Here is a 13,263-nt window from a genome sequence, read left to right on the forward strand (position 1 = left end):
TCCCGTCGCTACCGCGCCGTGAGTAGGAGAACCCCACCCGCAACACTGGCCAAGGCACGCGCGGAGTTCGCGGCGCCCCACTGGCGGCGGTACACGGACCACGACGCATCGAGGGTCCCAGCAGCCAGCTTGCGGTTCAGCGGGACATTCACGGCGAGGGTGAGAGCGAACGCTGCCAGGCTGAGCCCCACCCCAGCCCACACCTGGCTGGGACGCGGCAGCTGTCCGGCCAGTACGGCGGTCCCCGCTGCTACCACAGCTGATCCGAAGAAGAGCAGTAGGAACGGCGGGCGCTCCGCGGCGTCGTTAATGCTGCGCATAGCCTCCGCCGCCCGGCCCGGCCCCAGGCGTTCCAGCCGGTCCAGCGCCGGAAGGACCATCACCGGGAACGCCGCATAGATGCCCCCGGTGACCAGTGCACCCGCACCCGCCAGCGCACTGAGCAGAACGGCGGGCTCGAGTGCAGTGGCCAGTTCGGCGAAGTCGGCCGCGCCGGTCATGACACACCCGCCGCCGAATTGCCCGCCACCTGTGCTTGCGGCTGCGACGCCCGCGGTGTCAGCTCATCCCAGATGCCTTGGGCTGCCGTCCGGACAATGTACTCCCGGATCGGCCGGGCAGGCCTGCCCAGCAAACGCTCCAAGTCACCGGTGGTGTGGCTGGCAGATCCGTCCATCGCCTCCGCAAACAGCCAAGCGATGCCCTCCGCTTCCTCGGGGCTCATCCCGGAATCCGCGGCTCCGGCAATAAAGTCCTCCGGCGTCGTCGGCACGTGTTCGACGGTTCGGCCAAGGACTGCGGAAAGAGCCGAGGCAACCTCGCCAAACGTCACCGAATCCGGCCCGGTGAACTCAAGAATTCCCGCCGCCGCCGCCTGATAGGCCTCCGCATCGGTCAGCAGGCACGCCAGGGCCTCGACCGAGTCTTCAAGGTCCACAAACGGTTCGAAAACTCCAGTCACGGGGACCCGCAGCTGGCCCCCGACCACCTGCGGGTAGAGGAAATGCTCGGAGAAGTCCTGCTGGAACCACGCAGAGCGGGCGACGACGGCGGCAGGGAAGTTCGCCAGCACCGCCTCCTCGCTGGGGTGGGCGGCTGTGCCGCCGCGACCGGACAAGAGGATCAGCCGACTGAGCCCGTGGTGGCTGGCAGCGGAAGCGAACTCGCTGAGGATTTCCGGTGCGCCGGGGTCGGCGACGTCGGGGGCGTAGCAAAGGAAGGCGGCATCAGCTCCGGACAGCTGGGCCTGCCAGGTGTCCGGCTGGCCCCATGCGAAGGACGGGTCGCCCTGCCGGGAAGCCGTCCGCACGGAAAGCCCGGCGACGCCGGAGAGTGCAGAAACGAGCCGGCGGCCGGTACGGCCTGTGGCTCCGGTAATCAGGATGGTGTGTGTTGTTTTCATGTCTTTCATCTCAGCGGCGATTGGCTGGATGCTCCATAATGAATCCACCGCAGATGTTTCGAATTCGTCCAGCAGGCAGGGTTCAGCATTCAGGGACCAGCAGGCAGAGTTCGGCTTTTCAGATCCCAGCGTCGGGAGACCCCACATGGCTAATTTGGAAGCGCTCGTAGAAGGGCCGCGGGCCCGGGGAGCGTTTGTGTTGCGCCTGGAACTGGACGGGGACTGGGCGATCAAGGTGGCCGACGAATCCATGCTCACCGTTATGGCGGTCCTCGCAGGGGACTGCGTGGTGACCACAGCGTCCGGCGAGGCCACGGCGCAGCAGGGGAACGTCGTCGTCGTCCGCGGTCCCGGACCATTCTCCGTGGCTTCGGAGCCTGGCCGGCCGCCGGACTTCATCATTCCGCCCGACCAGACGTGCGTGGACGTAAACGGCAACCGGCTGGTCGAGTCCATGAGCCGCGGCATCCGCACCTGGGGGACCACAGCGCGGGGTGAAGACCGGATCCTGGTCGGGACCTATGCGAACCCACTGGAAGTCGGCCGTCTCTCCGCCCAGCTGTTGCCGGAGCTGATGGTCGAACGCACTGATGCGACCACCCAAGCCTTCGCAGAGCTGCTCGCCGACCAGGCAGCCACGGATGCTCTGGGACAGGCCGTGGTCCTGGACCGACTGCTGGACGTGCTGCTCGTCGCGGCCGTTCGCGCTGCCGAAGACAAACCTGCCCGACGTGCTGATCCGCCGATCGACCGGATCCTCGACCGCCTGCACAAAAACCCACAGTCCCCGCTGTCGGTCGAAGCCATGGCCCACATGGAGGCGATGTCACGGGCAGCCTTCTCGCAGCGATTCAGCCAGCGGACTGGAATGGGACCCGGCGCCTACCTGCGGCGCCTGCGCTTGGCCTGGGCCGCCGACGCGCTGCTGGCAGGAACCCGGACCGTCGCGGCGATTGCCGAGCAGGCTGGCTACGGGAGCCCGGCCTCCTTTTCCACCGCCTTCAAGCAGGAGTACGGGCAGAGCCCCCGCGACTGGCGGCTACAGCGGGGAGGCAAGACGTGAAACAGCTGGGGCCGCTGGACGTGGTGGACGTCTTCGCTTACACCTGGTGCTGGGCTTGTTCGTGCAGTTCTTTCCCGCGGTGATCACCGAGTCATTCCTGATCATCCTTCTGACGGCGGCCCTGCTCAAGCTGGTGCTCGAAGGAGTTGTCTTGAACGGCGTGGCGAAAATCCTGGTCCCGAACATCGCCGAATCCCGCAGGGAAGCCGGCCGCTGGGAAGCCCACGCCGCCCACGCCGGCGGCTTCGAGGAGGCGGCGACGACAACCATCCCAACTTCCTCTACGGACTGTCCGCGTTCTGGATCATTGGAGCCGGCGCGGGAGCATATTCAGCCACCGCGCACGACGACTACAGCCGAACCCAGTACACGTCGGAACTGGACTGGCAGCTGGGCAGCCCGCTCGCTGAGCTGCAGGGGAGCGGGCACACCTGGTGACAGGAATTCGACGGCGGTTTCGCGGCAGTGAACCTCAACAGTGATGGAAGGCGCCGCCGCGCCGCGGAGTCCTCTCTGCTCACTGGTGACTGCTACTCCTTGACCTGCCGGATTCGGACGCCGTCCCACCTTCTGCCAAGATGTTTATAAGGCTACTTATAAAGGAGGATCCCATGCAGGAAGAAATGCAGGAACATCCCGCTGACAAGAACGCACCGTCCATCCGGCGGACGGTCCCGCTGATGAACATTCCAGCGGCAGACATCGTGAGTGGCGGAGCATCAGCCGCCAAGCCGAGGGACGTGGACCCCACGGAGGTGGCCATCCTCGGGGAAGCGGAGGATCCCGGAACCTCCCACCTGCGGCTGCAGGAACTGGCCACAGACCAGCCGATGGCGCGTCCCGCCGTCGCTGCAAACCCGGCTGCCGGGCCCGAGCTGCTCACCTGGCTGCGTGCCTTGGCCGATCCCGCCGTTAACGAAGCGCTCCGCCTCCGCGCACAGGCTGAGCGCGCACACTAGGTTCACGACACAAGGAGAATCCCATGCTTTCCTCGACCGCCACCGGCAAGGCCGCGTCCTACGGGGTCCACTCGGAGGTCGGCAAGCTGCGCAAGGTCCTGGTCTGCGCTCCGGGCCTGGCCCACGAACGCCTCACGCCCACCAACCGCGAAGACCTGCTGTTCGACGACGTGATGTGGGTGGAGAACGCCCAGCGCGACCATGCCGACTTCGTCGCAAAGATGACCAGCCGGGGCGTCGACGTCGTCGAACTGCACGACCTGCTGGGCTCCACCATGGACCTCCCCGAGGCCCGCGCCTGGCTGCTGGACCGCAAGATTATCGCTAACCGCGTCGGCCTGGGCCTGGTCGCCGGCACCCGTGCCTTCCTGGACTCGCTGAGTGGCGCGGAACTGGCGCGGATCCTCATCGGCGGGCTCACGACGTCGGACCTTCCGGACGACTATCTCTCGGGATACGTCGGCCTGGTCCGGGAATCGACGGGCCGGCCCGAGTATCTGCTGCCGCCGCTGCCCAACACTCTCTACACCCGGGACACCACCTGCTGGATCGGCGGCGGGCTGACCCTGAACCCGCTGTACTGGCCGGCCCGGCACGATGAAACCCTGCTGATGCAGGCCATCTACCGGTTCCATCCGGACTACACCGGCTCGAAGATCTGGTGGGGCGACGCGGAGAACGACTGGAGCCAGGCCTACCTGGAGGGCGGCGACGTCATGCCCGTGGGCAACGGCACCGTGCTGCTGGGCATGGGGGAGCGCACCTCGCGGCAGGCCATCACCCAGCTGGCGCAGGCGCTGTTTCAGGCCGAATCCGCGGAGCGGATTGTGGTGGCCGGCATGCCCAAACTGCGCTCCGCCATGCATTTGGACACCGTGTTCACCTTCGCGGACCGGGACCTGGCCACCATCCATCCGGCCATCGTGGACGGCATCCACCCGTTCACCATCCATCCCTCGGACAAACCCCTCGGCTTCGAGGTGCGGGACCATCGCGACCGGCGCTTCGTGGACATGGTCGCCGAAGCCATGGGCCACAAGAAGCTGCGCCTGGTCGAGACCGCCGGGGACTACCACGCCACCGAACGCCAGCAGTGGGACAGCGCGAACAACGCCGTCGCCCTGGAACCGGGCGTGGTGTTCACCTATGACCGGAACACGCAGACCAACGCGGCGCTGCGCAACGCCGGCGTGGAAGTGATCCCGATTGTTGGGGCCGAGCTGGGCCGCGGACGCGGCGGCGGGCACTGCATGACCTGCCCGATCATCCGCGACGGCATCGACTAACGGCGACGGCAAGGACACCTTCGGCAACGGCCGCGAGGCGCCGGCCGCCGATTCGGACCCCGCCGTCTCCTTCTGAGACGATAGTGCCGAGGCTTTTGACAGAGGAAGATCCCAGACAGGAAGCGGTCCGCCCCTCCACTGTTGTCTAACCCGTGTTGCCTCAGCGGCCGCCACACCCGATTGGAAAAGAACCATGTCTGCTCCTGCTTCCGGGGAGAAGGCTCCAGCGGCCAAGCTCTCCCTGCTGACCCTCACCACTGTGGTGGTCGGTTCCATGGTCGGGGCCGGGGTGTTTTCCCTGCCCCAGCGCTTCGCCCAGGAAACCGGGGTGTTGGGTGCGCTGGTCGCCTGGCTGATTGCGGGTTCGGGCATGCTGATGCTGGCCTTCGTCTTCCAGCGGCTGTCCATGCGAAAGCCAGCGCTTGATGCGGGGATCTTCGCCTACGCCAAGGCCGGCTTCGGAAATTATGTGGGGTTCTTCTCCGCAGCGGGGTACTGGGCCAGTGCCTGCGTTGGCAACGTCACCTACTGGGTGCTCACCATGTCCACGCTGGGAGCCCTGTTTCCGCAGCTGGGCGCAGGGGACACCCTCCCCGCCGTCGTGCTCTCCTCGGCCGGGCTGTGGGGATTCTTCTTCCTGATCAGACGCGGCATCAGGGAAGCCACGGCCATTAACCGGATAGTCACGATCGCCAAGGTTGTTCCCATCCTGGTCTTCGTGCTGTTTGCTGTCTTCCTGTTCGACCCCGCGGTCTTCGCCGGAAACCTCACCGGGGCGGGCTATACGGGGCCGCTGTTCGAGCAGGTCAGCAACACGATGCTGGTGACCGTCTTCGTTTTTCTCGGGGTTGAAGGTGCCAGCGTGTATTCGCGCCATGCCCGACGACGGGAGGACGTTGGCAGGGCGACCATCCTCGGCTTTCTGAGCGTCTTTGCCATCTTTGCCTCGGTCACGATCGTTTCCTACGGGGTACTGCCGATGGAACAGCTCGCCGAGCTGCGCCAACCGTCCATGGCGGGTGTCCTAGAAGCGGGAGTGGGGACCTGGGGACTGGTGTTCGTCAGCGCAGGCCTGATCATTTCGGTGATGGGGGCTTACCTGGCCTGGAGCCTGATGGCAGCGGAGGTCCTGTACGTGGCCGCCACGGAGAAGGACATGCCGCGGTTCCTGTCCCGGGTCAGTGATGACGATGTCCCGGTCAACGCCCTGCTGCTGAGCACCGTGCTCAGCCAGCTGGTCATGGTCATCACCTACTTCTCCGAGGACGCCTTCGACTTCGCTCTGGACATGACCGCGGTCCTGACGTTGTTTTCGCTCCTTTTCGCGGCCCTCTACGCCCTCAAGCTCGGCTGGAGCGGCGAAACGTATGAAAGAGCCCCGAGCCGCATCCGGCGGGGTGACCTGACCATTGCCGTCATTGCCACCATTTACTCAGTGTTCCTGGTCTACGCCGCCGGTCTGCCTCTGGTGCTGATTTCGATGATCTTCTACGCCCCCGCCACCGTCCTGTTTGTGATCGCGCGCCGTGAACAAGGGCAGCGCGTCTTCCGGGGAGTGGAGCTGTTCCTTTTCTTCATCACGCTGGCAGGAGCCGTTGCAGGTGTGCTCGCCCTGACCCGGGGCTGGATAGAGCTCTGAGCAGGGGCCGAAGGCTGGCCGCGTCCTGCGGCGTGCACTCGGAGGTGGGCCGGCTGCGTAATGTCCTGGTCTGAGACCCGGGCCTGGCCAGGGCCGCGATTGGCTCACGCCCAACCGTGAAGATCTGCTGTTCGACATCCGGGACGGGATCGAGTAACCGACGACGACGACGGCGGGCCGGGGCCGGCGGGGCCTGCTCGGCACGCGCTCAATGGCGTCGCCCCTGACGTTACCCGGCCGGCGCGCCCATCGCGGTACCGGGAGCGCGGGCAACATGCGTTCTCCCCGCCGTCTTCCGGGCCGAGATGTTCCGCCAGTGAAGGAATACCGCAACAACGATGAGCGGGACGTGGATGGCAGGGAGATTCCTGGCGAGCCATTGCGGGAGATAGATGTCGGTGACAGACCCGGTACTGTCTCCGAGCTCTCGTGCCACCGCGGTCAGCGGGCAGTGGAAGCCGTTGCCGGCGAAGACCAGGGTTTCCGCGGTGACCACCGCGGCCGCGATCCCTACCCTCCGGTCAGACCGCTTCCGGATGCCAGCGTATAGAACATAAAGCATGCACCCCTCGATGGTGACCCATGCGAATGTGTGAAAGGCCTTCACCGCTCTAAGTAGCCCGCCGCGTTCATCCATGCTTCATTGTCGTGCTCGCTGTCGGGAAAGTGTTCCTGATTCCCTCCTTTGACGAAATGCTTCGGACGTCCGTTCAAATGTGAGTTCCGTAGACACAGCTCCCAACAAACGCCTTGCTAGTCGCTTGGACCAAAGAAAATGGGTGCGGGAGTGCTTACTTACCTTCCGCTTGCCGCTCGTATGGGCCTAGCTTGTTAGATAAGGGCATCGTCTGTTGGGGACGCCGGTCCAGCTTCCTCGTCAATGGAAAACACGCCTCGCAGAGGGAAGCGAAGGTCGACTTCGCCGGAGAAACCGGCAGCAATGCTTCATCGGGGTCGGGCCGCCTGCCGCGGCAGGCGGCCGGGCCAGTCCCAGTGAGGTAAAAACCATGGCGCACGAACCCGACTCTCTACATCCCCATCCTTCTGATCCCGATCCCAAGCAACCAAGATCAACATGGATCGTCCTCGCAGCCGCAGCGCTTTTTCTGGTGATTTTCGCCGTCACTGGTTTACCTGGTGTAGCGGTGTGGCTCGTATTGGCCGGGATTGTGGTACTTCTGACGGCCGCCTACGCACTGATCCGTCGGCGGCAAACATGGGCTCGCGCGTCAGATGCCAAGAAACGACGCCAACTACTGGCAGTGGGCGGAGGCCTCCTCGTTGTGGGCTTCGTGGCTGCCGCCGTGGCAGGTCCACCCGATCAGGGGCAGAGGCCTGCCGATGACCAGTCATCTGGCCCCAGTCCGGCTTCCTCTCCTGCTTCGCCGACTCCCACGGAAGAGCCGCTGGCTAATCAAGAGTGCGCTGCGGAAGCCGATACGAGGTCGCAGGGGACTGTTCAGTACGTGTGCACTCCGAACGGCAACGGCAAACTCGTCTGGATGGACAAGGAGTCCTCGGAAAAGCTGACGGAGGCACGAAAGCAGGCGGAGGAGACACAACGCCAGGTGGAAGAAGCTGCAGCTGCTGAAGAGGCGCAGCGTCAAGCGGAGGCCGCCCGGAAGCAGGCTGAGGAGGCCCAGCGTCAGGCAGACGAAGCTGCAGCTGCTGCAGAGGCACAACAACGAGCGGAGGAGGCTGCGGCTGCTGAAGAGGCCCAGCGACAGGCGGACGAGGCTGCGGCAGCTGAAGCGCAACGTTTGGCGGACGAACAGGCTCGCGAAAGGCAGCGACAAGAAGAGCAACCGCCGGCGGATAACTTCACCTACGCGAACTGTACTGCTGTACAGGAAGCCGGGGCCGCGCCTATTCATCGCGGTGATTACGGTTGGCAAGAAGGGCTGGACCGAGATAAAGACGGGGTGGCCTGCGCCGGAAACTGATGCCTAGTTTCCACCTGCACCGAGATGACGACGGTGACGCAGCTGCGTGGCGTCACCTGCATCGCGGAACGCCTCGGAACACGTGCGCACCGTTCAGGGCAGCCGGGGTCCGGCCGCGAACTGGACGCGAACACGGCCGGACTTCATGAGCCGGGAATCGCACGGGCGTCAAGGCGGTCCTCGCCTGGGTAGGCCGCCCGTAGCAGCGGCGCCGTCTTGGCACCGGAGTCGCGGCCGGGTGGTCCCCTTCGCTCACATCGGCACTAAGTAGTAGCGGATGTACGCGATTAAGCGGGTGTTTTTTGTCATTCCCAGCCCTGTGAACCCCCTTCTAGACTCCGGTTACGCACATTCACACTCGCAACCGTTGGGCAATCACCGTAAACCTCAGCACAAGTGGCTTAGGCCTACTGCGGTGTTTGCACTTCCCTCGTTTCGGCATGGCACCACTGCGGCCGGCGCGCTTTAACCCTGCATACGGTGATGCGCGAATGGACTCGCACCGCCGAAGAACTGAGGAGCTTGTATGTTCACACTCAAACGGCGCTTGGCGCGCCGGTACGGATTGATGGCCTTTTTGGGGCTATTTGCCGCGACCGGATTCCTTCCCTCGGCGGTGGGTGCCGGCGACGTGACACCGCTGCAGGCGAATCCCGCCTATACGGTTCAACCGCCGCCCTTTAGCGATATTGCGGGGGATCCGTTTGAGGCGGAAATCCTGTTTATTGCCGCCAACGGAATCACCACCGGTTATCCTGACGGCACGTTCCGTCCGCTGGCACCTGTGGCCCGCGATGCTATGGCGGCGTTTATTTACCGGCTGGCAGGACAGCCCTACTTTGAACCCCCGGCCACCTCTCCTTTCACGGATATCACCCCCGGCACGCAGTTCTACAAAGAGATCACTTGGCTTGCCTCCACGGATATCACCACCGGTTACCCCGACGGGACCTTCCGTCCGCTGGTCCCGGTTGCCAGGGACGCCATGGCTGCGTTCATGAACCGGTTCAGCGGCACCTACTGCGGGATTGAGGCGGCAGCAGATTTCCCGGCGCCGACCGCCGCTCCGTTTACCGATGTTCCGGTAAATCTGCAGTTCTCCCGGGATATTGCCTGGATGAAGGACTCTGGCATCAGCACCGGCTGGCCGGACGGGACGTATCGTCCGTTCCTGCCAGTGGCACGTGATGCCATGTCCGCTTTTATGAAGCGGCTGGATTCCTACAACGGACGTCAAGGTGGCTGCACTCCGCCGGTTCCGGCCGGCAATCCCTGGCTGGGCAGCGACGAGGATCCGCTGACGCGTGCGTATTGGGCTACTGCCGCTATGAATCTGGACCAGAAGGTCACCTACCTCATCCAGTCCGGAGGGCCCGGGCTTCCCGATTTCGGGTTGCCGCCCATCCGAGGCAAGGACGGCTGCTGCGGCCTGGCGCTGGAGACCAGCCCATCCACCGGCCTGCCGGTGGGTGTTAGCTTGGCCTCGACATTCGACTCCACCCTCGCCCGCGCCTACGGTTCCGTCAGCGGAGAGGAAGCACGAGCCACCGGGTTCAACGCGATCGCAGGGCCCACCAAGGACCTGGTGAGGACTCCCTACAACGGACGCATGTGGGAGGACCTGGGGGAGGACCCGATGCTCGCCGGCGAAACAGGAGCCGCCCAGGTGATCGGTGAGCAGGGAGCGTCCATTTCCTCGCTGGTCAAGCACTATAACCTGAACAACTTCGAGTCCCGCCGCGGCAACGTCAACGTGATCGTCGGTGAACGCCCGCTCTTGGAGACGTACACCCGCAGTTGGGAGAAAGTGGTGCAGGACGGGGAGGCCGGATCGATCATGTGCGCCTTCAACCAGGTGAACACCGAATACTCGTGCGGCAATGAGCTGCTCCTGAACCAGATCCTGAAGGGCAGGCTCGGCTTTCAGGGTTACGTCAGTTCGGACTTCAACGCTGCCCACGCTTTTTCCGACTATGCGAACGGTTTGGACGTGTCCGGCCCGGGCACAGAGTTCTCCGGACCGGCGCTCACCCAGGCCGTGCTGAATAACGAAGTCTCCGAGCTGAGGCTTACTGACGCCGCCCGCCGTGTGGCCTTCACGATGTTTGACAAGGGCATTGTTGACGACCCGCCGGAGGGGTCCTTTGTGAACCCGCAGCCGAATCTTACCCTCCCGCAAAACATGCTGGCGGCCCACGATGCCATTGCGGAGCAAGTGGCGGAGGACGGGATCGTCCTGTTGAAAAACAGCAATGGAACTCTGCCGCTGGTCAATAACTCCGGAACGTCATCTGTGGCGGTCATCGGGTCCGATGCCGACTGGTACATTGACGGCGGCGGCTCCGGGGCCATCCAGAATCCGGCTCAGCTGACCACCGTCCTGGACGGATTGACAGCCCGCGCCACAGGCGCCACCGTTACCTCCTCCGCCGGGACCGACCCGGTGTCCCTCGCGGACACCATACCCGGCCCGTTCCCCATGCCGAGTGACGTGCTCACCGGAGTGAGCGCCGAATACCGTCTCGGGGTGAACAACTTCGCGGGTGCCACCACGCTGGCCCGTTCGGAGCGGCAGATCAATCTGCGCACCGGCATCTCAGCTGACGTAATCAACACCTCCCAGGTTCCCGGCGTCGGCGGCCAACTTGCCACGGCGCCCATGTCCGCGGTGTGGACGGGAACCATCGTGCCGCCGTCCACGGGAACGTACACCTTGTCACTGACGCATCTGGGGACGGCCAGGCTGTTCGTGAACGGAACCCAGCTCATCAACGAACCCGCCAATACCCTGGCCACGCAGGAGGTTCAGGTGAGCCTGACGGAGGGCGCTTCGGTTCCGGTGCGGGTGGAGTACACCACCGACGCGCCGGATCAGTTCAATGGCGGGCTCAACGATCAGCCTGGCGCTGTGGCCCGTCTGGGCTGGACTCCGCCCGAAGGTGTGGTGGCACCGAGCATTACGGCGGCGGCGCAGGCAGCGGCGGCAGCGGATGTCGCCGTCGTTGTGGCACGGGATTACACCGGTGAGGGCGCCGACCGCGGTTCGCTGGTGCTGCCGCAGAACCAGGATGCGCTGATCAGCGCCGTGGTCGCAGCCAACCCCAAAACAGTTGTGGTGCTGGCCACCAGCGGTCCGGTGACCATGCCGTGGATCGATGCTGTGCCGTCGGTCCTGCAGGCCTGGTACGCAGGGCAGGCCCAGGGCCGGGCCGTGGCCTCGGTGCTTTACGGGGATGTGAATCCTTCAGGGAAGCTCCCGGTGACGTTCCCGGTCAGTGATCTGCAGGCCGTCACGGTGGGCCCACCGAACCCGTTCAATTTCTTCGACGTGGTCAGTCCCACCGTGGAGCTTACCGACTCGGTGTTTGTGGGGTACAAGAGCTACGTGTCCCGGGGCGCGGTTCCGCTGTTCCCCTTCGGGCACGGGCTCTCCTACACCACCTTCGGATACTCGAACCTTTCCTTGCCCACGGTGATCGATGCCGCTGATCCCACGGAAACGGTGTCGGTGCAGGTGTCCAACCTCGGCACCCGCACAGGCGAGGAAACCGTGCAGGTGTATGTGGGTGGCCTGCCCGGCAGTGTTCCCACCCCGGCCCGGCAGCTGGCCGGGTACAGCAGCATCACCCTCCCACCGGGCGGGGAGGGAACCGTGACCATTGATCTGGATCCGCGGTCGCTGCAGTACTGGGACGACGAAGCGGATGAGTTTGTCACCCCCACCGGACCGCTGTCCATCTTTGTGGGCAGCTCCGTTTCCGACACCCGCCTGGTGGGACAGGTGACCGTGCAGTAGCGGGCTGTTAGAGCGCTGCTCAGTGGAGTCCGGGGTTCGCCCCGGGCTCCACTATGTGCCTGTCGAAGTGACCCGCCGCCGCGGCAGCGTCGCCACTGCAACTCCCGCCAGAGCCAGCGCCCCGCCGAACAGCGCCGCAACGGGCGGCACTTCCTGGAGCAGCAGCCAGGACAGCAGCACCACCACGGCCGGTACCGCATAGGTGGTGGCGGCCGTGCGGCCGGCGCTGAACCGTGCCAGGACGTAACCCCAGGTGGTGAACGCGATCGCCGTGGGGAAGACCCCGAGGTACACCACGGCCAGCGTGGAGGACAGCGGTGCGGCGGACACCTCGCGGAGCAGTTCGGGAAGGAACGGCAGGCAGGCCACGGCGGCCGCCAGGCACCCGATCCACGTCATGGTCGCGGCGTCCACGTACTGAAGCAGCCGCTTCTGCAGGGTGGCCGCACCGCCGTAGAGCACGGCGGCGGCCAGGCCGAGGCCCACGCCCACTGGATCGACGGTCCCGGTGGAGGTGGCTGCCGCGATGACGGCGACGCCGGAAAAGGCCACCAGCATGCCGATGATCAGCCGCCGCGGAAAGCCCTCGCCCAGCAGCAGTCCGGCGAGCACCGCCACAATCATGGGCGCCAGGTTCACCAGCAGCGCTGCGGTGCCGGCATCCAGATGCCGTTCGGCGGCATTCAGCACCAGGTTGTACACCCCGAACCAGGCCAGTCCCCAGATGATCACAAGGGCGAGGATCCGGCCCGGGAGCCGTCCTCGCGCGGGTGCACCGCCCGGCCTGCCCGGCCCTTCCGCCTCGCCTGCGTCCGCCTCGCCTGCGTCCGCCGCGCCTGCGTCCGCCGCGCCTCCGGACGCCGCCACATCCGCGGCAGCCACCCGCCGCCGTCGTCGTCCGGCCACCGCGGCAATGGCCATCAGCGCCACCGCGCCCACCGCAATCCGGCCCAGTGTCAGCGCGCCGGGGGAGTAGTCCGCACCGGCGGAGCGGATACCCACAAAGGCCGAAGCCCAGAGCACCACGGTCACGGCCATGGCGGCCCACAGTCGCGGAGTGTTGCCGCCGGAAACTTGGACGGCGCGGGAGGCTGTAGAAGTCATGCTTGAATTCTTACCCACTCCGGGATTTAGCACCAGTTCCGATTCTTGATCCACACTTCAGTGCAGCTGTA

General features: G+C 65.3%; 11 protein-coding genes. 7 read left to right on the plus strand and 4 right to left on the minus strand.

Annotated elements, in window-relative coordinates:
- Window positions 1-8: 8 nt before the first annotated feature.
- Window positions 9-500, minus strand: a complete 492-nt coding sequence (locus ABIB35_RS08460) for an anthrone oxygenase family protein (RefSeq protein WP_354180527.1) — start codon at window positions 498-500, stop codon at window positions 9-11.
- On the minus strand, window positions 497-1,402 hold the full coding sequence (locus tag ABIB35_RS08465) for a Rossmann-fold NAD(P)-binding domain-containing protein (protein ID WP_354180529.1): 906 nt from the start codon (window positions 1,400-1,402) through the stop codon (window positions 497-499). Before ABIB35_RS08465 ends, ABIB35_RS08460 begins: the two co-directional genes overlap by 4 nt.
- Window positions 1,403-1,547: 145 nt before the next feature.
- On the opposite strand from ABIB35_RS08465, the gene ABIB35_RS08470 reads away from it, so the two are divergent.
- The 5 genes from ABIB35_RS08470 (at window position 1,548) to ABIB35_RS08490 (ending at window position 6,349) form a co-directional block, all read left to right on the plus strand.
- Complete coding sequence (locus ABIB35_RS08470; RefSeq protein WP_354180531.1) at window positions 1,548-2,465, plus strand: AraC family transcriptional regulator; 918 nt, start codon at window positions 1,548-1,550, stop codon at window positions 2,463-2,465.
- A gap of 55 nt (window positions 2,466-2,520) precedes the next feature.
- Window positions 2,521-2,934 carry a hypothetical protein gene (locus ABIB35_RS08475; protein WP_354180532.1) on the plus strand — a complete coding sequence of 138 codons (414 nt, stop codon included), beginning with the start codon at window positions 2,521-2,523 and terminating at the stop codon, window positions 2,932-2,934.
- A 142-nt stretch (window positions 2,935-3,076) separates the two neighbouring features.
- Window positions 3,077-3,424, plus strand: coding sequence for a variant leucine-rich repeat-containing protein (locus tag ABIB35_RS08480; protein ID WP_354180534.1), 348 nt, complete (start codon window positions 3,077-3,079; stop codon window positions 3,422-3,424).
- A 23-nt stretch (window positions 3,425-3,447) separates the two neighbouring features.
- The gene (locus ABIB35_RS08485) at window positions 3,448-4,710 is read left to right on the plus strand and encodes an arginine deiminase (protein ID WP_354180536.1); all 1,263 of its coding nucleotides are present in this window, start codon (window positions 3,448-3,450) and stop codon (window positions 4,708-4,710) included.
- A gap of 193 nt (window positions 4,711-4,903) precedes the next feature.
- A complete protein-coding gene (locus ABIB35_RS08490) occupies window positions 4,904-6,349 on the plus strand; it encodes a basic amino acid/polyamine antiporter (RefSeq protein ID WP_354180538.1) in 1,446 nt (481 codons plus the stop codon).
- 229 nt (window positions 6,350-6,578) lie between these two features.
- On the opposite strand, the gene ABIB35_RS08495 is transcribed toward ABIB35_RS08490, so the two are convergent.
- Entirely contained in the window at window positions 6,579-6,986 is a 408-nt protein-coding gene (locus ABIB35_RS08495) for a hypothetical protein (protein WP_354180540.1), read from the minus strand.
- A gap of 370 nt (window positions 6,987-7,356) precedes the next feature.
- Here ABIB35_RS08495 and ABIB35_RS08500 point away from each other — a divergent pair, with 370 nt between their 5' ends.
- Together ABIB35_RS08500 and ABIB35_RS08505 are read left to right on the plus strand one after the other, a co-directional pair.
- Window positions 7,357-8,292: an excalibur calcium-binding domain-containing protein gene (locus ABIB35_RS08500; protein WP_354180542.1), complete on the plus strand. Its 936-nt coding sequence runs from the start codon at window positions 7,357-7,359 to the stop codon at window positions 8,290-8,292.
- A gap of 526 nt (window positions 8,293-8,818) precedes the next feature.
- On the plus strand, window positions 8,819-12,088 hold the full coding sequence (locus ABIB35_RS08505) for a glycoside hydrolase family 3 C-terminal domain-containing protein (RefSeq protein ID WP_354180544.1): 3,270 nt from the start codon (window positions 8,819-8,821) through the stop codon (window positions 12,086-12,088).
- A gap of 51 nt (window positions 12,089-12,139) precedes the next feature.
- On the opposite strand, the gene ABIB35_RS08510 is transcribed toward ABIB35_RS08505, so the two are convergent.
- Window positions 12,140-13,192, minus strand: coding sequence for a DMT family transporter (locus ABIB35_RS08510; protein ID WP_354180546.1), 1,053 nt, complete (start codon window positions 13,190-13,192; stop codon window positions 12,140-12,142).
- Window positions 13,193-13,263: the final 71 nt, after the last annotated feature.

Origin of the sequence: Arthrobacter sp. UYP6, from assembly GCF_040547315.1 — a bacterium.
Taxonomy (GTDB): Bacteria; Actinomycetota; Actinomycetes; order Actinomycetales; family Micrococcaceae; genus Arthrobacter_B.

What these genes read in the sequence shown, in the direction of transcription:
- ABIB35_RS08500 (WP_354180542.1), top strand. Translation starts at nt 7,357, where the DNA reads ATGGCGCACGAACCCGACTCTCTACATCCCCATCCTTCTGATCCCGAT.
- ABIB35_RS08495 (WP_354180540.1), bottom strand. Translation starts at nt 6,986, where the DNA reads ATGGATGAACGCGGCGGGCTACTTAGAGCGGTGAAGGCCTTTCACACA.
- ABIB35_RS08465 (WP_354180529.1), bottom strand. Translation starts at nt 1,402, where the DNA reads ATGAAAACAACACACACCATCCTGATTACCGGAGCCACAGGCCGTACC.
- ABIB35_RS08480 (WP_354180534.1), top strand. Translation starts at nt 3,077, where the DNA reads ATGCAGGAAGAAATGCAGGAACATCCCGCTGACAAGAACGCACCGTCC.
- ABIB35_RS08470 (WP_354180531.1), top strand. Translation starts at nt 1,548, where the DNA reads ATGGCTAATTTGGAAGCGCTCGTAGAAGGGCCGCGGGCCCGGGGAGCG.
- ABIB35_RS08460 (WP_354180527.1), bottom strand. Translation starts at nt 500, where the DNA reads ATGACCGGCGCGGCCGACTTCGCCGAACTGGCCACTGCACTCGAGCCC.
- ABIB35_RS08505 (WP_354180544.1), top strand. Translation starts at nt 8,819, where the DNA reads ATGTTCACACTCAAACGGCGCTTGGCGCGCCGGTACGGATTGATGGCC.
- ABIB35_RS08510 (WP_354180546.1), bottom strand. Translation starts at nt 13,192, where the DNA reads ATGACTTCTACAGCCTCCCGCGCCGTCCAAGTTTCCGGCGGCAACACT.
- ABIB35_RS08485 (WP_354180536.1), top strand. Translation starts at nt 3,448, where the DNA reads ATGCTTTCCTCGACCGCCACCGGCAAGGCCGCGTCCTACGGGGTCCAC.
- ABIB35_RS08490 (WP_354180538.1), top strand. Translation starts at nt 4,904, where the DNA reads ATGTCTGCTCCTGCTTCCGGGGAGAAGGCTCCAGCGGCCAAGCTCTCC.